At 64.8% G+C, this 22,117-nt stretch carries 25 protein-coding genes; 16 read left to right on the top strand and 9 right to left on the bottom strand.

What is annotated here, in order from left to right:
• A partial coding sequence (locus AC5IJH_RS03940; RefSeq protein WP_491901493.1) for an AAA family ATPase occupies positions 1 to 563 on the bottom strand: 563 nt, incomplete at its 3' end.
• The gene (locus AC5IJH_RS03935) at positions 560 to 1,390 is read right to left on the bottom strand and encodes a TrmH family RNA methyltransferase (protein WP_491901492.1); all 831 of its coding nucleotides are present in this window, start codon (positions 1,388 to 1,390) and stop codon (positions 560 to 562) included. The genes AC5IJH_RS03935 and AC5IJH_RS03940, both read right to left, overlap by 4 nt.
• A 174-nt stretch (positions 1,391 to 1,564) precedes the next feature.
• Here AC5IJH_RS03935 and AC5IJH_RS03930 point away from each other — a divergent pair, with 174 nt between their 5' ends.
• From AC5IJH_RS03930 to AC5IJH_RS03910, 5 genes are all read left to right on the top strand, one after another.
• Positions 1,565 to 2,209, top strand: coding sequence for an L-threonylcarbamoyladenylate synthase (locus tag AC5IJH_RS03930; protein ID WP_491901491.1), 645 nt, complete (start codon positions 1,565 to 1,567; stop codon positions 2,207 to 2,209).
• 20 nt (positions 2,210 to 2,229) lie between these two features.
• Positions 2,230 to 2,517, top strand: a complete 288-nt coding sequence (locus tag AC5IJH_RS03925; RefSeq protein ID WP_491901490.1) for a hypothetical protein — start codon at positions 2,230 to 2,232, stop codon at positions 2,515 to 2,517.
• Positions 2,505 to 2,873, top strand: a complete 369-nt coding sequence (locus tag AC5IJH_RS03920; protein ID WP_491901489.1) for a YdcF family protein — start codon at positions 2,505 to 2,507, stop codon at positions 2,871 to 2,873. The genes AC5IJH_RS03925 and AC5IJH_RS03920 overlap by 13 nt, the downstream gene beginning before the upstream one ends.
• Positions 2,870 to 3,370 carry a GNAT family N-acetyltransferase gene (locus tag AC5IJH_RS03915; protein WP_491901488.1) on the top strand — a complete coding sequence of 167 codons (501 nt, stop codon included), beginning with the start codon at positions 2,870 to 2,872 and terminating at the stop codon, positions 3,368 to 3,370. Before AC5IJH_RS03920 ends, AC5IJH_RS03915 begins: the two co-directional genes overlap by 4 nt.
• A 147-nt stretch (positions 3,371 to 3,517) precedes the next feature.
• Complete coding sequence (locus AC5IJH_RS03910) at positions 3,518 to 4,960, top strand: YncE family protein (RefSeq protein ID WP_491901487.1); 1,443 nt, start codon at positions 3,518 to 3,520, stop codon at positions 4,958 to 4,960.
• A gap of 54 nt (positions 4,961 to 5,014) precedes the next feature.
• Here AC5IJH_RS03910 and AC5IJH_RS03905 read toward each other — a convergent pair whose 3' ends face one another.
• Positions 5,015 to 7,084 (bottom strand): S9 family peptidase, encoded by a 2,070-nt coding sequence (locus tag AC5IJH_RS03905; protein ID WP_491901486.1) that lies wholly within the window; start codon positions 7,082 to 7,084, stop codon positions 5,015 to 5,017.
• Positions 7,085 to 7,334: 250 nt separating this feature from the next.
• Between AC5IJH_RS03905 and AC5IJH_RS03900 the strand changes: the two genes are divergently transcribed.
• From AC5IJH_RS03900 to AC5IJH_RS03890, 3 genes are all read left to right on the top strand, one after another.
• Positions 7,335 to 8,003: a DUF4142 domain-containing protein gene (locus AC5IJH_RS03900; protein ID WP_491901485.1), complete on the top strand. Its 669-nt coding sequence runs from the start codon at positions 7,335 to 7,337 to the stop codon at positions 8,001 to 8,003.
• 102 nt (positions 8,004 to 8,105) lie between these two features.
• Positions 8,106 to 8,888 carry a TPM domain-containing protein gene (locus tag AC5IJH_RS03895; protein ID WP_491901484.1) on the top strand — a complete coding sequence of 261 codons (783 nt, stop codon included), beginning with the start codon at positions 8,106 to 8,108 and terminating at the stop codon, positions 8,886 to 8,888.
• 42 nt (positions 8,889 to 8,930) lie between these two features.
• Positions 8,931 to 9,506 carry a LemA family protein gene (locus AC5IJH_RS03890; protein WP_491901483.1) on the top strand — a complete coding sequence of 192 codons (576 nt, stop codon included), beginning with the start codon at positions 8,931 to 8,933 and terminating at the stop codon, positions 9,504 to 9,506.
• Here AC5IJH_RS03890 and AC5IJH_RS03885 read toward each other — a convergent pair.
• Positions 9,503 to 10,510 (bottom strand): AraC family transcriptional regulator, encoded by a 1,008-nt coding sequence (locus tag AC5IJH_RS03885; RefSeq protein ID WP_491901482.1) that lies wholly within the window; start codon positions 10,508 to 10,510, stop codon positions 9,503 to 9,505. The genes AC5IJH_RS03890 and AC5IJH_RS03885 overlap by 4 nt on opposite strands.
• A 111-nt stretch (positions 10,511 to 10,621) precedes the next feature.
• Between AC5IJH_RS03885 and AC5IJH_RS03880 the strand changes: the two genes are divergently transcribed.
• Positions 10,622 to 11,362 (top strand): SDR family oxidoreductase, encoded by a 741-nt coding sequence (locus AC5IJH_RS03880; RefSeq protein WP_491901481.1) that lies wholly within the window; start codon positions 10,622 to 10,624, stop codon positions 11,360 to 11,362.
• An 88-nt stretch (positions 11,363 to 11,450) separates the two neighbouring features.
• Here the strand turns inward: AC5IJH_RS03880 and AC5IJH_RS03875 are convergent, their stop codons facing one another.
• Positions 11,451 to 11,798 carry an STAS domain-containing protein gene (locus AC5IJH_RS03875; RefSeq protein WP_491901480.1) on the bottom strand — a complete coding sequence of 116 codons (348 nt, stop codon included), beginning with the start codon at positions 11,796 to 11,798 and terminating at the stop codon, positions 11,451 to 11,453.
• 51 nt (positions 11,799 to 11,849) lie between these two features.
• Positions 11,850 to 12,278 (bottom strand): ATP-binding protein, encoded by a 429-nt coding sequence (locus AC5IJH_RS03870; protein ID WP_491901479.1) that lies wholly within the window; start codon positions 12,276 to 12,278, stop codon positions 11,850 to 11,852.
• A gap of 152 nt (positions 12,279 to 12,430) precedes the next feature.
• Between AC5IJH_RS03870 and AC5IJH_RS03865 the strand changes: the two genes are divergently transcribed.
• The 3 genes from AC5IJH_RS03865 (at position 12,431) to AC5IJH_RS03855 (ending at position 15,537) form a co-directional block, all read left to right on the top strand.
• Complete coding sequence (locus AC5IJH_RS03865) at positions 12,431 to 12,841, top strand: hypothetical protein (RefSeq protein WP_491901478.1); 411 nt, start codon at positions 12,431 to 12,433, stop codon at positions 12,839 to 12,841.
• Positions 12,842 to 12,897: 56 nt separating this feature from the next.
• Positions 12,898 to 14,157: a magnesium transporter MgtE N-terminal domain-containing protein gene (locus AC5IJH_RS03860; protein ID WP_491901477.1), complete on the top strand. Its 1,260-nt coding sequence runs from the start codon at positions 12,898 to 12,900 to the stop codon at positions 14,155 to 14,157.
• A 129-nt stretch (positions 14,158 to 14,286) separates the two neighbouring features.
• Entirely contained in the window at positions 14,287 to 15,537 is a 1,251-nt protein-coding gene (locus tag AC5IJH_RS03855) for an NRAMP family divalent metal transporter (RefSeq protein ID WP_491901476.1), read from the top strand.
• Here AC5IJH_RS03855 and AC5IJH_RS03850 read toward each other — a convergent pair.
• Genes AC5IJH_RS03850 through AC5IJH_RS03840 form a run of 3 tightly spaced genes read right to left on the bottom strand, consistent with a single transcriptional unit; the run spans position 15,534 to position 17,640 of the window.
• Positions 15,534 to 16,046: a (deoxy)nucleoside triphosphate pyrophosphohydrolase gene (locus tag AC5IJH_RS03850; protein WP_491901475.1), complete on the bottom strand. Its 513-nt coding sequence runs from the start codon at positions 16,044 to 16,046 to the stop codon at positions 15,534 to 15,536. The two genes, AC5IJH_RS03855 and AC5IJH_RS03850, sit on opposite strands and share 4 nt — an antisense overlap.
• 35 nt (positions 16,047 to 16,081) lie before the next feature.
• A complete protein-coding gene (locus AC5IJH_RS03845) occupies positions 16,082 to 16,900 on the bottom strand; it encodes an ABC transporter substrate-binding protein (RefSeq protein ID WP_491901474.1) in 819 nt (272 codons plus the stop codon).
• Entirely contained in the window at positions 16,897 to 17,640 is a 744-nt protein-coding gene (locus AC5IJH_RS03840) for an HAD family hydrolase (RefSeq protein ID WP_491901473.1), read from the bottom strand. The genes AC5IJH_RS03845 and AC5IJH_RS03840 overlap by 4 nt, the downstream gene beginning before the upstream one ends.
• Before the next feature lie 242 nt (positions 17,641 to 17,882).
• Here AC5IJH_RS03840 and AC5IJH_RS03835 point away from each other — a divergent pair, with 242 nt between their 5' ends.
• The 4 genes from AC5IJH_RS03835 (at position 17,883) to AC5IJH_RS03820 (ending at position 22,104) form a co-directional block, all read left to right on the top strand.
• A complete protein-coding gene (locus AC5IJH_RS03835; protein ID WP_491901472.1) occupies positions 17,883 to 18,623 on the top strand; it encodes a glycoside hydrolase domain-containing protein in 741 nt (246 codons plus the stop codon).
• Positions 18,624 to 18,683: 60 nt separating this feature from the next.
• A complete protein-coding gene (locus AC5IJH_RS03830) occupies positions 18,684 to 20,111 on the top strand; it encodes an MATE family efflux transporter (protein WP_491901471.1) in 1,428 nt (475 codons plus the stop codon).
• A gap of 149 nt (positions 20,112 to 20,260) precedes the next feature.
• Positions 20,261 to 21,181, top strand: a complete 921-nt coding sequence (locus AC5IJH_RS03825) for a tyrosine recombinase (protein ID WP_491901470.1) — start codon at positions 20,261 to 20,263, stop codon at positions 21,179 to 21,181.
• Entirely contained in the window at positions 21,178 to 22,104 is a 927-nt protein-coding gene (locus AC5IJH_RS03820) for a tyrosine recombinase XerC (RefSeq protein ID WP_491901469.1), read from the top strand. Before AC5IJH_RS03825 ends, AC5IJH_RS03820 begins: the two co-directional genes overlap by 4 nt.
• The last annotated feature ends 13 nt before the right edge of the window (positions 22,105 to 22,117 follow it).

The following is a 22,117-nucleotide window of genomic DNA, read 5'->3' as shown; positions in this document are numbered from 1 at the left end:
CCGCGCGGGTCAGCGAGTGCGCGCTCGAGCAGCGTCAGCAGCTCCTGTTCGCTGAGCGGCTGCAGCGTGTAGACGCGACAGCGGGAGAGCAGGGCAGCGATGATCTCGAACGACGGGTTCTCCGTGGTGGCGCCGATCAAACGAATGGTGCCGCGCTCGACGTAAGGCAGGAAGGCATCCTGCTGTGCCTTGTTGAAGCGATGAATCTCGTCGACGAACAGGATGGTGCGGGAGCCGTACTGAGCAGCCTTCTCCGCATCGATCATTACCTGCTTGATCTCCTTGATGCCGGAGAGCACGGCGGAGAACTCGATGAAGGTGGCCTGCGTAGTCTCGGCGACGATCTTGGCGAGCGTGGTTTTGCCGACACCCGGCGGTCCCCAGAAGATCATGGAGGCCGGGTCGCCGGATTCGATCTGCAGGCGCAGCGGCTTGCCGGGCGCGAGCAGGTGCTGCTGGCCGAGGTAGTCGGCGAGTGAGTGCGGGCGCATACGCTCGGCCAGCGGAGCGTGGCGCGACTCGCGCGAAGGAGGGAGCTCGGGCGTGCCGCCGAAGAGGCTCATCGCGGAACACCTGCAAGCACAGACGCCTGGGCCGCGCTGCGCTGGCGGGCACATTCGTAGAGCAGCAGGCTGCCGGCGATGGCTGCGTTGAGGCTTTCTACGCGGCCCGGCATGGGCAGCGTGATGCGGTGGTCCGCGGCGGCGATGAGCGAGGCAGGCAGGCCCGCGCCTTCGTTGCCAATCAGGAGCGCTGCGGGACTGTCGAGTCTCGCGGCTGAGGGCGCGACACCGGCGCGGGCCACGGCGGCGAAGGTGGCCACGCGGTGGCTCCGGAGCAGGGCAAGCGCCCCGTCCTCGGCAGCAGAGAGCAGGGGCACGCGGAAGGCTGAGCCGGCAGACGCGCGCAGCGCCTTGGGGTTCCACGGACTTGCCGTGCCGGGCAGCAGCAGGACTCCCGTTGCCGCGAAGGCCTCGGCTGAGCGGATCAGCGTGCCGACGTTGCCGGGGTCCTGCAGGGCGACGAGCACGAGCACCAGTGGTGCGGGGTGATCGAAGACAGCGGCCGGCGTCATCGCTGGCGGTGCGACCAGCGCGGCGATGCCCTGCGGCGTCTCGGTCGCGGACAGGCCTTCGAAGACGGCCGTGGGCAGGAGAAACACCTCATCCGCTTCGATCATCGCGGGTCGCGTGCGGTCATCGCGCAGAAACAGGGTGGCGATGTGCAGCCCGCTCCGTACGGCCTCCTCGAGCAGGTGCTCGCCTTCAATTGCGATCAGCCCGGCATCAGTCCTGCCGCCGTGCGCGAGTGCCGCGCGCAGCTCTTTCGCCCGCGGATTCTGCCGGCTCTCGATACGTCGCGGCGTGGGTGAGCGCAGGACTCCTGCCATGGGGGCGATTTTACCCGTGGAGATGCGGGGCGCGTGCGCCGGAGCGGCCAGAGTTGCAGGCACGGTTGGAAGCAAAATGCTCTATGCTTGTGCATCGCAAGCACCATCGCGCCGGATGGCCACGCCTGCTGTTCAGGTGGTGGCGAATGCGGCCGGAGTGTTCGGGGAGCGTCCTTGTCAGCAGAGATCCTTCGTGTCCATCCGGACGAGCCGGAGACGGACCGCGTCGCCTATATCGTCAAGTGTCTGCGCTCGGGCGCAGTGGTCGGTCTCCCAACGGACACCTTCTACGGCCTCGCCGTGGATCCGGTGAACCTGCGTGCGGTCGAGAGTATCTACGACCTGAAGAGCCGGCTGAAGCACAAGCCGCTCTCGCTCTTGATTGCCGATGTATCGCAGGCGTACGACATCGCTCGCGAACTCGGCGATGCCTTTGACACACTCGCGGAACGCTTCTGGCCAGGGCCGCTGACGCTGATCGTGCGCGCGGGTTCGAAGCTGCCGCTGCGCTCGACTGCGAATACGGGCAACGTTGCCCTGCGCGTGCCGGATGCGGTGATTCCGCGTGCAGTCGTGGCGGCGTTTGGCCTGCCAGTGACGGCGACCAGCGCCAACCTGCAGGGCGCACCGGAGTGCACCTACGCGGCCTGTGTGCGCGACCAGATTGGCGATCGCATTCCGCTGATCGTGGATGGCGGGCCGACAGCGCGGAGTGCGCACACCACCATCGTCGACCTGTCCGGCGGTGACGGCGCGTGGGCGATCCTGCGCGAGGGAGCGATCCCGACGCACGAGATTGCGCTGGCACTGCAGAGCTGATTCGGCGGGAGCGCCACACCATGAACGCGGACGCCCATGTCGCAGGCCCGGTTGCGGCGAGACTGATGCGCTGGCCGGCACGGCGCACGCTGCTGCGCAGTGTGGCGGCGGTGTGTGGCGTGTTTTTGCTGGTGTGGTGCGGGTGGGTGTACAGCCGGATCGAGCAGTATGCGACCACAGACCAGGCACGGCCTGCGGACGCGATCGCCGTCTTCGGCGCGGCCGAATATGACGGCGCCCGTCCCCGGTCTTGCGCGCACGGCTGGAGCAGGCACTGCTGCTGTACCGTCGCGGCATGGCGCCGTTGATCATCACGCTTGGGGGTAGCGGCGATCCGCGGCACTCCGAGGGCGAAGTGGGGCAGAGCTACCTGATGGCGCAGGGTGTGCCCGAGCCGCAGATTATCGCGGAGACGCAGAGCCGGTCGACGGTCGCATCCGCGCGCCGGTTGGCCGCCATCGCCGGAGAGAACCAACTGCACAGCATCATCGCGGTCTCGGACGGCACGCACCTGTTCCGCATTCACGAGCTGTGCGAAAGCTATGGGCTGACCGTCTACACGTCGCCGCGCGCCGTGGGCCGGCCCATCAGCCGGTGGCAGCACCTGCGCCGCGTGCTGCATGAGATTGCAAGCTACACCGGCTGGCGGCTGCGACTGCGGTGAGCCTGAGGGTGTGGCGTGCCGGCGAGGATGACCGCGCGGCTGCATACGCGATCGTGCAGGAGTACAACGACGCCGTGGGCGTGGTGAAGCGCGACTCGCCGGAGAGCTTCGCCGGCGATTACTTCGCGACCGGAGCAGGGCTGTGGCTGGCCGACGCAGACGGGGAGCTGGCAGGGTGCATCGCGCTGCGCCGGCTGAGCACGATCGACGATGCGGGGGAGATCAAGCGCCTGTACGTGCGCCCCGCGGCGCGTGGCCAGGGCGTGGCGGACGCGCTGTTGCTTGCGCTGGAGCAGTATGCCCGCAGGGAAGGCTATTGCTGGCTATACCTCGATTCGAAGGACGATCTTGTGGCCGCCTTGCGCTTTTATCGGCGGCATGGCTACGTGTCGTGCGAGCGCTACAACGACAACCCGCAGGCCACGGTCTTTCTGCGCAAGCGAATCGCGGCGCTCGTGGAGGAGAGTGCGCCGCCGACACCCGGCCCTCACCGCTGATTTACAATCCGGTAGAACAATCACGAAATATCTGTCTGCATGAGGTTGAAGCGAGTGCTGAGTCGAGCAGGGGTGAAAACCCCTTGGCTTGCAGCCGTGGGCCTGTTGGGCCTGCTAAGCGGTTGTGGTGCCCAATACCGTCCTGTCGTGACCCCGATCAATCCCACCGGACCTGCGTCTCAGTCTGCCGGTGCCAATTTTGTGGTGCTGTCCAGCGGTGGTCCTTCCGTGACCGGGCTGGCCACGCTGACCAGCGGAACGGGTGACACGATCACGGCACAGGCCACGCTGGGCACCGGCCCGTTCTCGTTTGCGCTGAACAGCAGCGGCAGCGGGGGCTACAGCCTGAACGGCAACGGCAACACCAGCGTCACGCTGGATGCCTACCCGACGACTGTGGCGATCAGCGCCAGCAGCAGCTTCGGGCTGCAGACGCGCAATGTGACCAACTCCACGCTGACCCCGGGCGCGAATCCGACAGCGATCTTCGTGGGTACAAACGATCTGTATCTGCTCGAGCCGTTCTCGCCGCTGTCGCCCACTGCTGTGGCTTCGGCGAATGCAGCGCTTGCGGTGTTGAGCCTGCAGGTGCCGCCGTCCACGTCGAACACGGTCGCGACCGCCCCGGCCTTGCAGCAGGAGATTCCGATCGCGCCGAACCCGGTGCAGTTCGCCGGCACCCCGCGCTCCAGCCGCATTTACGCCATCAGCCAGACTGCCACGGGTGGCGTGCCGCTCGGCATGAACGACTGCGAGACGCCCGCCAGCGTGCCAGCCACGCACAACGGCGAGGTGTCTGCGATCGAGACCACCGTGAACAACATCTCGGCGCGGCTGCCGGTGGGTGTCTGCCCGGTGTACGGTCTGATGTCGGGCGACAACAATCGCGCGTTCATCCTGAATCGTGGCAGCAACAACGTCAGCGTGATCAACGTGCAGCAGAACGCGATCGATGCCGCGCATCCGACGCTCTCGTTGAGCACCGGGACAGTGGCTGGTCTCGGCCCCGTGCATGCGGCGCTGTATCAGCCAGCGGGCGTGCTGGTGACCGCCAACTACGACTCCAACACGATCACGGTTGTAAATGTGGCGCTCGATATCTACGGCAATGACGGACCAAACTTCGGGCTGACGCACACCGTTCCGGTTGGTCATGGCCCGGTCGCCGTCACCATCCTGCAGGATGGCAGCCGCGCCTATGTTGCGAATCAGCTGGATGGGACAGTCTCGGTTGTCGACCTGACCAGCTACACCGTGACGAAGACGATCCCGGTGTTCGGTGGCGGGCACCCGGACATGATCGCCTCCGTCTCGCTGACTGGAACCGGCAAGGTCTACGTGCTGGCGAAGGACAGCCAGTTCGTCACTTCGATACGAACAGATACGGACGTCGTGACGGCGAACGTGTTCCTGCAGAACTTCGGATTGGATCTGCGCTCGACAACACAGACGGCAGGCGGCCCGAGCAATTCTGCGACGGCGACCAACGGTGAGTTCAACAGCATCACGATGAGCCGCGCCGCGGGGCAGGGCATTCCCTGCAACCCGGTGCGCGATCCCTCCCCCTATTGCCCGGTAACGGTCCAGTAACTCACCAGAGTCGATCAAGTGAAGAGCCGCAGCGGGTGCTGCGGCTCTTCTCGTTTAAGCACTCGCTGATACGATATCCAGCGTCCGTAGCAGGAACGCGTAGTCGAACGCGATCTCGCGCAGGTAGTCGTAGCGGCCCGAAGCGCCGCCGTGGCCGGCAGCCATGTTGGTGTAGAGCAGCAGCGGCGTGTTGTCCTGCTTGAACGTGCGCAGGCGTGCGACGTACTTCGCAGGTTCCCAGTACATGACCTGGCTGTCATTGAGTGAGGTCTTCACCAGAATGGCCGGGTACGCGCCGGGTTTCAGGTTGTCATACGGCGAGTAGCTGAGCATGTAGCTGAAGGCGTCCGGCTCGTTGGGATTGCCCCACTCTTCGTACTCGGGCACGGTGAGCGGCAGCGACGCGTCCAGCATGGTGTTCATCACGTCGACGAATGGCACATGCGAGATGACGGCGCGGAAGAGGTCCGGTCTGAGATTGGTGACTGCGCCCATCAGCAGCCCGCCGGCGCTGCCGCCTTCGATCGACACACGCGCTGGGTCGCCGAAGCCATGCGCAGTGAGGTGCTCGACAGCCGCGACGAAATCGGTGAAGGTGTTGCGCTTCTGCATGAGACGGCCAGCGTCATGCCACGGCTTGCCCATGTCGCCGCCGCCGCGGATGTGCGCGTACGCGAGCACCACGCCCCGGTCGAGCAGGCTCAATCGATTGCTGTTGAAGCCCAGCGGGAGCGAGTAGCCGTACGAACCGTAGGCATAGACGTGAAGCGGATTATGGGTGGTCTTCTGGTCGCGACGGTAGACGATCGACATGGGGACGGCGGTGCCATCCTCAGCGCGGGCAAAGACGCGCTCCGATGCGTAGAGCGTGCGGTCAAAGCCGCCCGGCACCTCCTGCTGCTTGCGCAGGATAGAGGTGTGGGAGGCAATGTCGATCTCGTACACCGACGCGGGCGTCACGAGAGACTGGTAACCGTAACGGTAACTTGTGGTCGAGAACTCCGGGTTGGTACCGCCGTGGATCGAGTAGACCGGCTCCGGGACGTCGATCTCGCGACCCTCGGTGATGGCGCCGTCCTGCTGGAATCCTGCGATCGCGATGTGGGGTAGACCGTTCGAGCGCGTGCCCACCGCGGCAAAGTCGGCGAACAGGTCGACATCCTCAAGCATCACGTTCTCGCGATGGGGAATGATCTCGCGCCACTGCGCGCTCGCGGGATCGGTAACTGGCGCGGTGACCAGGCGGAAGTTGCGTCCGGCGTCGTTGGCGCGAATGTAGAAGAGCCCATCGCGGTGATCGGCGTAGTACTCGATGTTGTCGCGGCGCGGCTCGATCAGGCGCCACTCGCCGGTGGGCTCCGCGGTGGGCAGGAAGCGGATCTCGCTGGTGGTGTGGCTCGCGATCTCGAGCAAGAGGTACTGGCGGTCACGCGTCTTGCCGGCGCCGAGGTTGAAGCGCTCATCCGGCTCTTCAAAGACGAGCGCATCGTTCGACTGCGGCTCGCCAAGCAGATGGCGATAGAGGCGGTGCTGCCGCTTCGTCTCTTCATCCTCAACCGAGTAGAAGAGGGTGCGGGCATCGTTGCCCCAGACGATCGAGCCAACGCGCTCAGCAGTGTCGGGAAGCGTCTCGCCGGTGCGCAGATCGCGCACGTGCAGCGTGTACTGGCGGAAGCCGGTGTGGTCGACGGAATAGGCGAGCAGCTGTTGATCTTCAGACAGCGCAAAGCCGCCCAGCGACATGAACGGGTGTCCCTTGGCTAACTCGTTGCCATCGAGGATGATCTCTTCCCGTGCGTCCATCGCGCCCTGGCGGCGACAGTAGATTGTGTACTGCGAGCCTTCCATCGTGCGGGAGTAGTAGAAGTAGTTGCCGTAGCGGTAGGGGTACGACTCGTCGGTCTCCTTGATGTGGCTCAGCATCTCGCGGTAGAGCGTCTCCTGCAGCTCTCGCGTGGGAGCCATCCAGGCTTCCGCGTAAGCGTTTTCCTCCTCAAGATAACGGGTGACTTCGGGCGACTGTTTCTCGCGCAGCCAGGCGTAGTCGTCGACGAGCGTGTGTCCGTGCAGGCGGGTGGTGGTGGGCTCGCGGCGGGCAACGGGCGGGTTGGCTGACTCAGGCATGCCTTCAGGATAGCTGCTTGCTCTCAGCGCGAAGGGTTGCCTTGTGTGACTGCGTGGTATCGAGCAGCGAGGAGCAGTTTCGCTGAAGTGCGGGCAACGATCGTGCCACGGTGGGCTACTTATCTAGCAGGCGTACGGGCGTCTGCGACGGCACTGCGCCGTCATGTGCTCTGCACAATTCGAGAGCAGGTGCGGAGCCCGCGTCGAAAGACTCACAGCAACACGACTCAAACAGCAACACGGAGGAATCATGAGAAGCAATCGAATGTGGACTCTGGCCATGGCCGCGGCACTTTGTACCAGCCCCATGTGGGCGCAGACCGGCAGCACGGGCGCGACGGGAAGCGCAGGAGGCAGCGGACAGCAGGGCTCGGCGTCGCAGTCGACCGGCGGCCCGGGCAGCATGGCCGCAGGGCAGGATCAGCCCGGGATGGGTCAAGGCGTGACCCAGAACACCGGCAGCAAGGGAATGGATAAGGCCTTCGTCAAGAAAGCGCTCGGCGGCAGCATGAGCGAAGTTCAAATGGGCAAGCTGGCGCTTGAGAAGAGTAGCAATGATCAGGTCAAGCAGTTTGCGCAGAAGATGGTCGACGACCACACGAAGCTGATCGACCAGATGAAGCCGGTGGCCGAACAGATGGGCGTGACGGTGCCCGACAGTCCCCCGAGCGGCGATATGAAGAAGATGGACAAGATGAAGTCCCTGAATGGGGACGCCTTCGATAAGGCTTACGCCAAGGACATGCTGGCCGATCACAAGAAGGACAACATGGAGTTCCAGCGGGAACAGAGCACGACGCAGGACCCGCAGTTGAAGCAAGTGGTCACCCAGGGCAGCCAGGTGATCCAGCAGCATCTGCAGCTCGCGCAGCAGTTGAATCAGCAGGTAAATGGCGGCGGCGGCAAGAGCTCGAAGTAGCCACTTGCTCCTCACAGCGGGCGCCCTCGTACAGGGGCGCCCGTTTTTTGTGCGCCCGGAGTCGCTGACAACTCAGTGCAAGCCACCGAATAGAATGTGAGTGTGCGCGCTTTCTCCTCTTGTGTGCGGGTCATCTTGTTCCTCCTGTTCGCCGGCTGGCTCCTGCTGCCGGTCGTTCATGCGGAGCGCGTGGACCAGCTCCCCGCCCCGACCAACTATGTCAGTGACTTCGCACACGTGCTGTCGCCGAATGTTGAGTCGTCGACGGACGCGCTCTGCCTGCAACTGGAACAGCAAGCGCACGCGCAACTCTTCGTAGTGACCATCCGTTCGCTCGAAGATGAGCCGATCGAGCAGTTCTCGAATGACCTCTTCCATAAGTGGGGCATCGGTGAGAAGAAGACGAATCGCGGCATTCTGCTGCTGCTGGTCTCGGACGTTCACCGTGGTCGCATCGAGGTCGGTCTCGGTCTCGAGGGCGTAGTCCCGGACAGCCTCGCCGGCCGCATCGGCCGCGGCATTCGCCCTGCGATTCAGAACAATGACTTCAACAGCGCGGTCAGCGAGGGCAGCCAGGAGTTGGCTGGCGTGATCGCGAAGAACGCGAACGTCACGTTGGCAGGCACGCGGGAGCTGCCGGCCGAGCAGGCACCGCAATCCTCCAGCCCGGGGATCATCCAGCTCATCTTCTTCGGCATCCTGCTGCTTTTCTTCTTTGGGCGATTTTTTCGCCGCAGAGGCGGCTACTACCGTGGTGGCGGCGGCTGGGGTGGTTGGGGCGGGGGCTTCGGTGGCGGCGGTGGATGGGGCGGCGGTGGTGGCGACGGTGGCGGATTTAGTGGCGGCGGTGGTGGCGATTCGGGTGGTGGCGGAGCGTCGTTTTAGTGACACGGTAAGCTGCACACAGCGTAAGGAGCGAGACACACGATGAAACGTGGCATGGGGTGGCTGGTCGGATTGGCAGTGGTCGTGGTTGTGCTGCTGCTGGTGGGCGGCAGCTATGTGAGCGCGAAGAACCAGATGGTGGCGAAGGACAGCGATGTGAAGGAGGCATGGTCGAACATCGATACGACCCTGCAGCGCCGCGCTGACCTGATCCCGAACCTGGTCGAGACCGTGAAGGGCTACGCGAAGCACGAGGAGACCGTGTTTGCGGACATTGCGAACGCGCGCGCCGGCCTGCTGAATGCGCACTCGCCCGAGGAGAAGATCCAGGCGAACGGGCGGCTCGATTCGGCGCTGGGACGGCTGCTGGCCATCTCCGAGGCGTACCCCGACTTGAAGGCGAACCAGAACTTCCTCTCGCTGCAGGATCAGTTGGAAGGGACGGAGAACCGCATCCAGGTAGCGCGCCGCCGCTATAACCAGACGCTGCGCGACTACAACACGTTCATCCAGCAGTTTCCCAACAGCATCTGGGCGGGCATGGCTGGCTACCACGTGAATAACGCGTACTTCCAGGCGAGCGAGGGAGCCCGCAACGCGCCGCAGGTGAAGTTCTAGGCGCTTGCTGTGCGATCGGCCGCGACGGGAGCAGCCACTCGCTCCAGATTGGCGTGGCCATTGTCGGCGGCCAGCGTGCCGGTGAGAGCAGCACGCAGGCGCTCCACATCCCGCAATGGCGGAGCGCCGAAGAACCGGTGATACTCGCGACTGAACTGCGAGGCGCTCTCGTAGCCGACGCGCCGACCGGCATTTCCTGCGTCGAGCGATTCTGCGAGCAGCAGACGGCGCGCCTCCTGCAGCCGTAGTTGTTTTTGGAATTGCAGCGGGCTCATGCCTGTCACGGCACGGAACCAGCTATGCATGGCGGAGGCGCTCATGTGCATTTCGCGCGCGAGCTCTTCCATGCGGATGCGTCGCGCGGCATTGCGTCTGAGCCAGCCGAGGCCGGCGGCCACGCGCTGCACCTTGCCGTGATCGACGGCCATGCTGCGTAGCAGTCCACCTTGTTCTCCGACCAACAGGCGGTAGTAGATCTCGCGGCGGATCAGGGGCGCGAGCACCGCGATCTGCGCTGGCTGCCCGAGCAGCACTGTGAGCCGGGTCACCGCGTCGAGCAGCTCCTCATCCATGGAGCCGACCATCAGGCCAGGGCGGAGTGGCGGCGCGGTTTGCCGGGGCAGAGGGCAGCTCTCGATCAGCTCACGAATCTCTTCGAAATTCAGCACCAGGCTTGCGCCGAGAAAGGGTTTGGCGCGGCTCGCCTCTTCGATCTGCCCGACCAGCGGCAGGTCGAGCGAGACCAGCAGGTATTGAAATGGGTCGTACATCAGGCGCTGCTGGTTTAGCAGTATGGACTTCGCTCCCTGGGCCACGATGCAGAACACAGCCTGATCGAGCGTTGTCCGGGGCAGGTCCGTCGTCGTAAACCGCGCGAGGTAGTAGCCCGGGATCGCGGTTGCGTGATAGCCGTCCGCCGCGCAGAGGCGGCTGATGGTGTGCGCCAGACGATGGGGCGAGCGAGGCTCCTGGTTCGGGATCACTGTTCTGGTTGGACTCAGCACGCACGCCGAGGATGCGAGAAACTGGAGGATCCGGCAAACGTCATGGCGGATTGTGCAATTCCTGCGTGAGCCCGCTGCGCTCTAATTGGCAGGTCGACACAGGAGAGTGACATGGGAAAGTTGGACGGGAAGATCGCGCTCGTGACGGGCGGCAGTGAGGGGATGGGGCTGGACACGGCGAGGGAGTTCATCCGGGAAGGTGCGTTTGTGTTCATCACCGGACGCCGGGATGCGCCGTTGGATCGGGCAGTGAAGGAGCTGGGGGCGCAGTCGGCCGGCATTCAGGCCGATTCCGGCAAGCTGGCGGATCTGGACCGGCTCTATGCGGAGATCAAGGCGAAGAAGGGCCGCCTCGATGTGGTGTTTGCGAACGCGGGCGTGTATGAGCAGAAGCCGCAGGAGCAGGTCACCGAAGAGTTCTACGACCACTGCGTGGATATCAATGTGAAGGGCGTGTACTTCACCATGCAGAAGGCCTTGCCGCTGATGGACCAGAGTGGGTCCATCATTCTGAACGGCTCGTTTATCGGCAGCTCCGGCTTTCCGGGGATGTCGATTTATGGCGCGACCAAGGCAGCCGTACGCAGCTTTGCCCGGGGCTTCACCGCCGAGCTCCGCGGCACGGGACCGCGAGTGAACGTCATCAGCCCGGGCCCGATCCACACTCCCGGCAATGCAGCGACCCTGGCGGGCGATCCGCAGGTCTTGGCGTACGTCACGAGCATGGTGCCCAGAGGACGGATCGGCGAGGGCAGCGACATCGCGAAGGCAGCGGTGTTTCTCGCGTCGGACGACTCGAGCTACGTAGCTGGCGTGGAGCTGTTTGTGGACGGCGGCATCAACGCTGTGTGACGGCGCGGTGGCGCAGAAACGCAGAAAGGCTGCCCGTGGGGCAGCCTTTCTGCGAAGACACTCGTTCGTGGAGCGACTGCCTGAGCAGCTACTTCTTGAAGGAGGCGATAGCGCTGGCTTCGTCGTCCTTGACGTCGAAGACGGTGTAGAGCTTCGTGATCTGGAGCAGATCGTGCACCTTGCGGGTCAGGTTGAGAAGCTTGAGCTCGCCGCCCTGGTTCTTGACCGTGGTGAAGGCGCTGACCAGCTCGCCGATGCCGGAGCTGTCGATGTAGTTCACATCGCCGAGGTTCACGAGGATGTGCTTCTGTCCCTTGGCGAGGAGATCGCGCACGGCATCACGGACCTGTACGCTGCCTTCGCCGAGCGTGATGCGTCCGCTCGTGTCCAATACGGTGACTCCGTCGACCTGACGAGTCGAGATTTTCATGCTCACAGTGTTCCTCCTGAAAATGACTGCGCTGTTGCGCTTGCCTGACCACGCGGGTCAGGCACTTGCGAGGTGCTTGATAAGGACCAGCTCCAGGCCAGGGTTGAGTTGGCGAAACTCCACCTCGTCCATGAAGGAGCGGATCAGGAAGATGCCGCGACCGGAGCCGCGCAGCAGGTTGTCGGGGGCAAGCGGGTCGGGCAGGGTGGCGGGATCGAGTCCGGCTCCCTGGTCTGCGACCTTGATCACCAGCGACTTGGGCGTGGTCTCAAACGAGGCGGTGATGCGCTTGTCCGGGCTGTAGTTGTTGCCGTGCAGTACGGCGTTCACGGCTGCCTCCCGGGCTGCCATGGAGATGCGGAAGATTTCGTCTTCATCGAAGCCGGCCTTCTGCGCCATCTCGGTTGCCGTGTGCTCGACCCGGTTCACGCTGTCAAGGGAAGAGTCGAGTGTGTAGCTGATACGCGTCGCCTGGGATCCGGTCACTCTCGCTCCTCGTGCGGTATCTGCCTGCCCCGCTGTCCCATTGCAGACGATACATTGTGTTTCGGCAGTGTGCTTTGCGGCCCGGCGCTATGTCAAGGAAACTAAGGTTGATGATGGTCACCTCAAGCCCGAGATAGGATGAGCCTATGTCGATGCTGCTGTTTCTCCTGCTCTCCGGCATGCCGCAACTGGCGCCCCCGCCCAGCACTCCGCCGCCTCCCGAGGTGCGGACAGAAAAGCTCACCCCCGACGAACAGAAGCAATTAGCCGAGGCCAAGTCCGAAGTCGCGGACGCGCAGGCCAAGGCAGATGCTGCGCAGAAAGCTCAGGACGCGCAGAAGTCCGACGCTACGACCAAGGCGGCGAGCGATGCGCAGATGAAGCTGGCCCGGGCGGATCGCGAACTGAAGGGCACCGAGGACGGCATCAGCCTGGCGCACCATGCGAACACCGAGTGCGGCTGCTACGTGGCGTCGAAGGGTCGCGACTACGACCGCGTGGAGTTCAAAGACGACACCATCGTGATCCACCACATTCACGAACCGCCGACCTCACTACATTAAGAGCTCGTCGCCGCCTCCTCGTTCGTTGCGACGGCGACTGATAGACTCGGGCTCGCATGCACGTGGCCTGCACAGAAGAGAGCAGTCTCACACTGCTTGAGGGAACGCCGGTCGTCGATGCGACCGGACAGATGCGCGGGCGCGTCGCCGATGTGGCCGTCGGCACAGGGCAGGAAGCCGGCCGCGTGCTGGCGCTCGTTCTCAAAGGAACGCGCGGCCGCGAATACATCCTGATTGATGGGCTGCGGCCCACGCCGGCTGGTGGGTTGACTATGTCGGCCGACGCGCAGCCGCTCTCCGCCGAACGGCAGGAGAACGTGCTGCTGCTGCGGCAGGATCTGCTCGATCGGCAAATCATTGATGTGCACGGACGCAAGGTCGTCCGCGTGAATGATGTGGACCTCTGCTGGCAGGCGCCGCTGGCCGGGGCGACGCCGCTGCGCGTGACGCAGGTGGAGGTCGGGCTACGTGGAGCGACACGGCGACTGCTGAAGGGCCTGCTGCCTTCGGCGCGTGTGGCCGCGGTCTCGCGGCGACTGCCGGCGCGTGTCATTCCCTGGGAGTTCGTCGATGTGATCGAGGTCGACCCCGCGCGTCGAGTGCGACTCAAGATCGAGCACGAGAAGCTCGCGGCGATGCACCCGGCCGACATCGCCGACATCCTTGAAGATCTTGCGCCGGCAGAGCGCGAGGCCGTCTTCCATAGCCTCGATGAAAACGTCGCGGCCGAAGCGCTCGAGGAGGTCGATCCCAGGCTGCAGCGTGCGCTGATCTCGTCACTCGACTCCGAGGGTGCGGCAGACATCGTCGAGGAGATGGATCCCGACGCCGCTGCCGATCTGCTGGCCGATCTGCCAGAGGCGCACTCAGACGCAATTCTCGACAGCATGGAGCCGGAAGAGCGGCAGGAGGTCGAGGAGCTGCTCGAGTTCCGTGAGGACTCGGCGGCCGGCTACATGACCACCGATTTCGTCGCGGTGGGGGCCGAGGCGAGCGTTAGCGAGGCAATCGAGGCGCTGCGACAGTTCGAAGGCGATCCCGACAACGTGAGCGAGGTCTACCTCACCGACTCGCATGAGGTATTCAAGGGCACAGTACCGCTGCTGCGCCTGATGCTGGCACGGCCTGAGACGCGGTTATCCGTGCTGAGCGAGGCGCAGGTGATCAGTTGCCGCGTGGATGCGAAGGAAAATCAGGTGGCAGAGCTGTTCGACAAGTACAACCTGCGCACGCTACCCGTGGTGAACAGTGGCGACCGGTTGGTCGGCATCATCGAGGCCGATGATGTGATCTCGTTCCTCCGCGGTCGGGGCTAAACTCACCCAGGCCGCCTCGATTGCCATCCTGAGCTGTTCTGGTATGGTCGGCAGTGGGCTGTGCGCATGCGCCGTTTCCTGCGCTCCTCGTCTTGAAGCTTCGCAGCCCCAGGAAACGACAACGAGCGCATGTGGAAGCGTTGGCAAACCCGGGTTCTGCTGTTCCTTGCTGTGCTCGGGCCGGGCTTCATCACTGCCAATGTAGACAATGATGCCGGCGGCATCCTGACCTACTCGCAGGCCGGCGCGCAGTTCGGCTACTCACTGCTGTGGACCATGCTGCCGATCACGGTGGCGCTGGTGATCGTGCAGGAGATGTGCGCGCGCATGGGCGTGGTCACGGGCAAGGGCCTGAGTGACCTCATCCGCGAAGAGTTCGGCTTACGCGCCACATTCATCACGATGGTGCTGCTGCTGATCGTGAACTTCGGCCTCGTGGTGACGGAGTTCATCGGCATCTCTGGCTCGCTCGAACTGTTTCACGTCAGCCGCTACATCTCGGTGCCGGTGTGCGCCGTCCTGGTGTGGCTGCTCGCGGTTAAGGGCGACTACAAAAGCGTCGAGAAGGTCTTCCTGGCGGCGAGCGTCTTCTACATCGCGTACATCATCACGGGTGTGCTCTCGGGCCCGAGCTGGCGCGAGGCGATGATGGCCACCGTCAAACTGCCCCACGAGAATGTCTGGCGCACCCCGGGCTACGTGTCGATGACGATCGCGGTGATCGGCACGACGATCGCGCCATGGATGCAGTTCTACCTGCAGGCTTCCGTAGTTGAGAAGGGCATCGCGGTGAAGGATTATTCCGCGTCGCGCCTCGATGTGATCATCGGATCGATCTTCACCGATGTGGTCGCGTGGTTCATCGTTGTCGCGTGCGCGGCGACGCTCTTTGTGCATGGCGTGGGCGCTATCAATGTGCCGTCGGAAGCTGCCGAAGCGATGAAACCCCTGGCCGGTGAGTACGCATACCTGCTCTTCGCTGTAGGGCTGTTCAATGCGTCGTTCTTCGCGGCGTCCATCCTGCCGCTTTCGACCGCGTACACCATCTGCGAAGGGCTGGGGCTCGAGTCGGGGGTCGATCAAACGTTCAAGCAGGCCCCGGCGTTCTACTGGCTGTACACACTATTGATCGCGGGCGGCGCGGGCGTGGTGCTGCTGCCGCACATCCAGCCGATGAAAGTCGTCGAAGAGACGCAGGTGCTGAGCGGCGTGCTGTTGCCCGTGATCCTGATCATGATGCTGCTCCTGATCAACCGCAAGGACCTGATGGGCAAGTATGTGAACCCGCGCTGGATGAACGGGGTGGCGTGGCTGACCGCTGGCATCATTGTGGTGCTGTCCGTCGCCTATATGGTGCAGTTGCTGAGGGGCGGCAGCTAGAGCAGCTTGCCCGCAGCGAGGTCGCGCACCAGCGTGCGGTCGGCGGTCAGGAAGTCGTACTGCGGCAGGTTGCGCAGGGGGCACCAGCGAACATCCTGGAAGATGATGTTCTTGATCTCGCCTGCGTACTCATTCACGACGAAGAATTGCAGATCGACGGCGCCGCCGCTGCGATAGTTGTGGCGGATATGCGCGATGCGCGTGCTGATGGTGGCTTCGATGCCGAGCTCTTCCTGTAGCTCGCGGCGCAGTGCCTGCTCTGCACTCTCGCCCGGCTCCATCTTGCCGCCGGGGAACTCCCACTTGGATCCGAGCGGCTGGTCCGGACGGCGCTGACAGATGAGCACCTCCTGGCCACGGAGGATGAGGGCGGCGACAACCAGCCGCACCGTACGTTCGGGGCGCGCCTCGCCTGCCGCGTCGACGGCTCCTGCTCCCTGGCGACGGCTCTCGCCCGGAGATCGGTCTACGGGCATGGGCGTGACATCCGGGTTGGGGTGGTCTGTCACCTGAAGTGTCTAGATGGTGAAATGCTGCCTCGGGACTATATGGACAGGCCGCGCGGTTGTTCGCCCGGCGTGAAACTTGTGCCGAAACGGTCGGGGTGGAGGGCGAGTGCGATGGCTCGTAAGCCACGCAGAATGCTGGGCGCGGGGCTGTTTAGCCACTCATCCGCAATGCAAAAGACGCGCGCCGAGCGGGCTGCCTTCAGGTCCCGCCAGCCGCGCCGTTCGATGACGCGGTCGAGCGGCACGCGATCGCCGGCGCCGCACCAGCAGAAGATCATGGCGTCAGGGTCGGCCGCAGCCACGGCCTCGGGAGTCGTCTGGGCCGCGGGCGTGCCGAGAAAGCGGCCGCCAGCCGCCTCCACCAGCTCCGCCACCCACGGCTGCGAATGGATGAGTGGCTTGCCCCACTCCTCGCAGTAGACCGTCGGGCGCGGACGGTCCGCGATGGCAGCCCGCACGGCTTCGATCTGCTGATCCATCGATTGCACGAGCGCCTCTGCCTCCAGTGTTCGAAGAACGATGGAGCCGAGCAAACGGATGTCACCCACGATGTCCGCGAGCGTGCGGGGCGCGAGCGTGACCACGGGGCAGCCCGCCTTGAGCAGCGCGGCGAGTGACTCCATGCGGTAGGGAACGCAGGCGACGACGAGATTCGGTCGTGCGCTGAGGATCTCGTCCGTGGTGCAGGACCAGGAGTCCTTGACGACCGTGATGGGTCGCCCGGCGAGTGCGGGTACCGCCTCGACGCAGTATTTGGTGCAGCCCACCAGCGTGTCCAGGGCGCCCAGGTGGTCCAGGATGATGCTGACACTGGGCTGAAGCGAGACGATGCGCAGCCCGGGAGAGGCAGTCATCCCTGGGCTGCGTCGTTGGTCTTGCGGGCTGTGATCGCAGCAGGAATAAAGACAGGCCAGCCGCGCTCGCCGGCGATGTCGATCAAGCCGGGTGTGGGGTTCACGGCGAACGGAGCGCGCGCCAGCGCAAGCATGGCGGCATCGTGAATCGAGTTGCCGAAGACCACATCGGGCTGCCCGCGATCGACACGCTGGAGAGACAGCGCCTTGCCCTCATCGGTCGGTACGTCGAGCAGGCGGCTGGTGGTGAGGCCATCGACCACGGCAACCCTTGCGCAGAGAATGCGGTCGGCCGAGATGCCGAAGGGACGCACACCCTCCTCGATCACCCAGTTGTTCGTGGAACTGACAGCCCAGATCTCGCAGTCGCGCGCCTGCAGGTCGGCGATCAGCGCCGTCATCTCGGCGAAGACATTCGCGCGCACATGATCGCGCACGTAGACCGCGGCTGCTTCACGCATTTCGGACTCTTCAAGCCCGGTGTAGAGCTGCACCATCTCGCCACAGATGGCGAGCTCCGAGATCTCGCCCGTGCGGTAGAGGCGGTAGCGCGAGTCCATCCAGTCGGCGGCATTGCGCGAAACCAGGCCCGTCGAGATGGACCACTGCATGAAGCCGAAGCCGGCATCGCCGCTCCACAACGTACCGTCGCAGTCGAAGACGGCCACGCGGGGAGATGCGGCGAGCACGGCCTGATGGAAGTCGCGGGCCGAGAGGTGTGCAGGAAGAGTCGGGGTCAAGCGTTCTCCTCCGGCCATGATACCGAGCCGTGGTAAAGCTGTACCAGCAACGACCCCGCGGGCGCTACCCGGTCGAAATTGCCGGATGCCCCATGGACGGAGCGACGCGAACATAGATGAAGACAAGCCCCGCCCTTTTGAGAGCAGCGGTCCTGCTAAGTGCATGTGTGCTGTCGAGCGGCGTGGCCCGGGCGCAGGACGCGTCAGCCTCCGCCCCACCCACCCGACTGACTTTTACGGGCATGGATCGCAATGACTACCCCGGCGACTCGCTGCTCGGAGCGCTGCACCGCACCTTTGCCTTCACCGGCTACTGGCTGAACGCGCCCCCGGGCGAGACCGCCAACTCCTGGACAGGGAAGCGAGCGCTGTTGCGCGACCGCGGCTTCGGCTTCGCGGTGCTCTGGAACGGCAAGGTCGACAAGGATCTAAAGGGCAAGGATGCCGCATCGCTGGGTCGCGCCGATGCTGCGGCAGCGATCGCTTCGGCGGTGAAGGAAGGCTTCCCCAAAGGCACGCTGGTCTTTCTCGACCAGGAGGAGGGCGGGCGCCTGTTGCCGGAGCAGCTCAACTACATTCTCGGCTTCGTGGATGGCATGCGCCGCGCGGGATGGCGCGCAGGCGTCTACTGCTCGGGCATTCCTGTGGACGATGGCAACGGCGCTACCGTGAACACGGCGCAGGACCTGTTGCGCCAGGCGGGGTCATGGAAGATTCCGCTGTGGGTGGCACGCGATGAGTGCCCGCCGTCCCCCGGGTGCACCGTGCTGCCGAAGCCGCCGCGTCCCTCGCCCGAGCTCGGGCTACCCAACGCCATCATGTGGCAGTACGCGCTGTCGCCGCGGCGCGCGCAATTTACCGGCGGTTGTCCGAAAAATTATGACGCCGACAATCAGTGCTATGCGCCGGGTGTGTATCACGGGCAGTATGGGTTCGTAGACCTCGACGCAGCAGACTCCTCAGACCCCTCCGGCGGTCGCTAGTCGCCTTCCGGGCAGGGCAGGCGTGTCGCTGCACAAACGCCTCAGTGAAAGGTGCGCTCCGTGCAACCGACCCTCTCGAGTGACGAGCGCGCCGAGTCGCGCGAGCCCGGCCTCTGGCCCTCCATACTCGAGGCGCTGCGTGGCTCGCATCGCGACTACACCAAGGGCAACCTGAACCGCGCGATCCTGCTGCTTGCGATCCCGATGGTGCTCGAGATGGTGCTCGAGTCGCTGTTCGCGGTGGTGGACATCTTCTGGGTAGGGCGGCTCGGCCCGAATGCGATAGCAACCGTCGGGCTGACCGAGTCGATGCTGACGCTGATCATCGCGGTCGGCCTCGGGCTGGGCCTCTCGACGGCAGCGATGGTGGCACGGCGCATCGGCGAGAGGGACTCCGAAGGCGCAGCCGTGGCGGCGATGCAGGGCATCCTGCTCTCGCTCGCGGTATCTGTAATGATCGCGGTGCCGTGCATCCACTACGCGCCCCAACTGCTGCGGCTGGCCGGCGGTACGCCGGAGATCGTCGCCACTGGCGCGGGCTACACACGTATCGCGCTCGGCGGTGGCGGTGTGCTGCTGCTGCTGTTCCTGAACAACGCCATCTTCCGCGGGGCTGGCGACGCCGCAATCGCGATGCGGCTGCTCTGGGTGGCGAACATCATCAACCTGGCGCTCGATCCCTGCCTGATCTTCGGCTGGGGCCCCTTTCCGAAGCTGGGTGTCACCGGTGCGGCGGCAGCGACGCTGACCGGACGCAGCATCGGCGTGCTGTATCAGTTTTATCGGCTTGCCCGGGGCACAGAGAGGTTGCGCATCGGCATGCGGCAGATGCGGCTGAACCTCGGCGTCATGGTGAAGCTGATCCGCGTCGCCGCAAGCGGCATCCTGCAGTTCATGATCGGCCAGGCGAGCTGGCTGGTGCTGGTGCGCATCGTCAGCGTCTTCGGCGCGAGCGCGCTCGCCGGCTACACGGTCGGCATTCGCATCATCATCTTTATCCTGCTGCCGTCGTGGGGGCTGAGCAATGCCGCGGCTACGCTGGTCGGGCAGAACCTGGGCGCGGGAAGGCCAGATCGCGCGGCTGCCTCGGTGTGGCGCACCGGGCTGTACAACATGATCTTCCTTGGCTCGATGGGGGTGGTCTTCTTCATCTTCGCGCCGCAGATTGTGCACCTGTTCACGAGCGACCCGGCCGTCGCGCATGTGGCTGCCGACTCACTACGCATCTTCTCGAGCGGCAACATCCTGTGGGCTTACGGCATGGTGCTGCTGCAGGCCTTCAACGGCGCGGGCGACACGCTGACCCCGACACTGGTCAACCTGGTCGGCTTCTGGATCCTCGAGCTGCCGCTATCCTGGTGGCTGGCGCACAAGACGCCGCTGCGCGAGAACGGCGTGTTCGCCTCCGTCGTGATTGCAGAGGTGTTCATGGTCGCTGCGAGCATCGTGCTGTTCCGGCAGGGACGCTGGCGGCGACAGAAGATTTAACAGCAGGGTGCAGGTGCGCAGGAATAGGGAGCAGGGCCGGCCCTGTGTCATCAGCACCTGTGCGGGCCGACACATACCCGCCATAACGAAGTAGGTTCGCGGCGTCGACCCAGCGCACCTTGTACACACACAGAACAGATAATCAGGGTGTGGCGGCGGGCTCCAACGCGGCACTGTTGCGCGATTACCTGCTTTACCTGCGGGTTGAGAAGGGGCTGCGTCCACTCACGTGCGAGGCGTATGGCCGCGATCTGACCACGTTCGCCGAGTACCTCGAAGGCACCCACGCCGTGCTCGAAACGGCGCAGCAGCGCGAGGTGTCGGGCTTTGTCGAACACCTACGGCTGCACCAGATCGAGCCGCGCACGGTCGCACGCAAGCTCTCCTGCCTGCGCGGCTTCTACAAATGGCTGTTGCTCGAGAAGCGCATCCGTCACGACCCGACCGTAAATGTCGAGTCGCCCAAGGCATGGAAGGTACTGCCCAAAGCGCTGGCCGAGAGCGAAGTGAGCGAGATGCTTGAGACTGCAACCGTGACTGCGACAGGCGTAGCGGGGGATGCCGTGGCGCTGCGCGATCGCGCGATCCTCGAGCTGCTCTACGCAGGCGGGCTGCGCGTCTCGGAGTTGACCGCCCTGCGGCCGCAGGACCTGGAGCTGGACTTTGGGCAGGTGCGGCTGCGCGGCAAGGGCGACAAGGAGCGCGTCGTTCCGGTGGGGCGTGCCGCAGTCGAGGCGCTTGCCGAGTACGTGGAGCGTGGACGGCCTCTGCTGGCGAAAGGAAACACGGGCGGTGGCTTATTTCTGTCGCAACAGGGAAGGACGTTGACCCGCGGCTGGATCTGGGAGCTGGTGAAGACCAGGTCCGGTGGGACGGCCAGCCCGCATATGCTGCGCCATAGCTGCGCCACCCACATGGTGGGCCACGGTGCGGACCTCCGCACCGTGCAGACGTTGCTGGGCCACGCCGATATCGGGACCACGCAGGTGTACACGCATCTCGCGCTCGATCGGCTGAAGGCCGTGCATCGCGCGCATCATCCGCGTGCCAAGCAGCGGGGCGGCGCGTGAGCACGGGCCTTAACGCGCTGCGTGAGCAGTACCTTGCCATGCTCGAAAGTGAGCGAGGGGCCTCGGCGCACACGATCCGCGCCTACCAACGCGAGCTGGCACAGTTCACCGCGTACCTCGAGCAGCAGTTTGGCAAGCACTGCGACATCACACGTGTCGAGCACCTGCACATCCGCGGTTACCTGGCAGAGCTCTATAGCCGCGGGCTATCGAAGGCCTCTGCCGCGCGAGCGTTGGCCGCGATCCGCTCCTGGTACAAGTGGCTGGCGCGGATGGGGCATGTTGAGCAGAATCCTGCCGCCCTGGTGTCGACGCCCAAGCTGCCAAAGCATCTGCCGCGCGTACCGACGATCGAGCAGCTCAACCGCGCGCTCGATGCTGGTCCCAACGAAGAAGAGGCGGGCTGGCCGGCACGCGATCGCGTCATCTTCGAGCTGCTATACGGCTGCGGCATCCGGAATGCAGAGCTGGTCGGGCTGGACCTGAAGCACATTCGCTGGGCTGCGGGGACGCTGCTGGTGCGTGGCAAGGGTGCGAAGGAGCGGCTGGTGCCGTTCGGGGATGCGGCTGCCGCGGCCATCCGCACCTACCTGCCGGAGCGTGAGGAGCGCCTGAAGGCTGCCCGCAAGTCGGTGAACGCATTGCTGATCAGCGCCCGGGTGAAGGCGAGCGGTCGGCTGACGACCCGCTCTGTCGGTCGAATTGTGAAACGCATCGCGATCCAGCACGGCATGGCGCCGGAGACCCACCCGCACACGCTGCGCCACGCCTTCGGCACCCATATGCTGGAGGAGGGGGCGGACCTCCGCGCGATCCAGGAGCTGCTTGGGCATGAGCGGCTGTCCACCACGCAGCGCTACACCCAGCTCACGGTGCGGCAGGTCGCGGAGGTCTACGATCGGACGCATCCGCGGGCGAAGTAGCGTGGCAGCGGAC

It is taken from the genome of Candidatus Dedyshia acidiphila, assembly GCF_051025295.1.
GTDB lineage: Bacteria > Acidobacteriota > Terriglobia > Terriglobales > Acidobacteriaceae > KBS-83.
The sequence above is the reverse complement of the archived record's forward strand: the minus strand, read 5'-3'. Positions and strand labels throughout refer to the sequence as shown.

What these genes read in the sequence shown, in the direction of transcription:
- AC5IJH_RS03860 (WP_491901477.1), top strand. Translation starts at nt 12,898, where the DNA reads ATGCACGTGGCCTGCACAGAAGAGAGCAGTCTCACACTGCTTGAGGGA.
- AC5IJH_RS03935 (WP_491901492.1), bottom strand. Translation starts at nt 1,390, where the DNA reads ATGGCAGGAGTCCTGCGCTCACCCACGCCGCGACGTATCGAGAGCCGG.
- AC5IJH_RS03880 (WP_491901481.1), top strand. Translation starts at nt 10,622, where the DNA reads ATGGGAAAGTTGGACGGGAAGATCGCGCTCGTGACGGGCGGCAGTGAG.
- AC5IJH_RS03890 (WP_491901483.1), top strand. Translation starts at nt 8,931, where the DNA reads ATGAAACGTGGCATGGGGTGGCTGGTCGGATTGGCAGTGGTCGTGGTT.
- AC5IJH_RS03905 (WP_491901486.1), bottom strand. Translation starts at nt 7,084, where the DNA reads ATGCCTGAGTCAGCCAACCCGCCCGTTGCCCGCCGCGAGCCCACCACC.
- AC5IJH_RS03835 (WP_491901472.1), top strand. Translation starts at nt 17,883, where the DNA reads ATGGATCGCAATGACTACCCCGGCGACTCGCTGCTCGGAGCGCTGCAC.
- AC5IJH_RS03865 (WP_491901478.1), top strand. Translation starts at nt 12,431, where the DNA reads ATGCTGCTGTTTCTCCTGCTCTCCGGCATGCCGCAACTGGCGCCCCCG.
- AC5IJH_RS03900 (WP_491901485.1), top strand. Translation starts at nt 7,335, where the DNA reads ATGAGAAGCAATCGAATGTGGACTCTGGCCATGGCCGCGGCACTTTGT.
- AC5IJH_RS03845 (WP_491901474.1), bottom strand. Translation starts at nt 16,900, where the DNA reads ATGACTGCCTCTCCCGGGCTGCGCATCGTCTCGCTTCAGCCCAGTGTC.
- AC5IJH_RS03925 (WP_491901490.1), top strand. Translation starts at nt 2,230, where the DNA reads ATGAACGCGGACGCCCATGTCGCAGGCCCGGTTGCGGCGAGACTGATG.
- AC5IJH_RS03855 (WP_491901476.1), top strand. Translation starts at nt 14,287, where the DNA reads ATGTGGAAGCGTTGGCAAACCCGGGTTCTGCTGTTCCTTGCTGTGCTC.
- AC5IJH_RS03920 (WP_491901489.1), top strand. Translation starts at nt 2,505, where the DNA reads ATGGCGCCGTTGATCATCACGCTTGGGGGTAGCGGCGATCCGCGGCAC.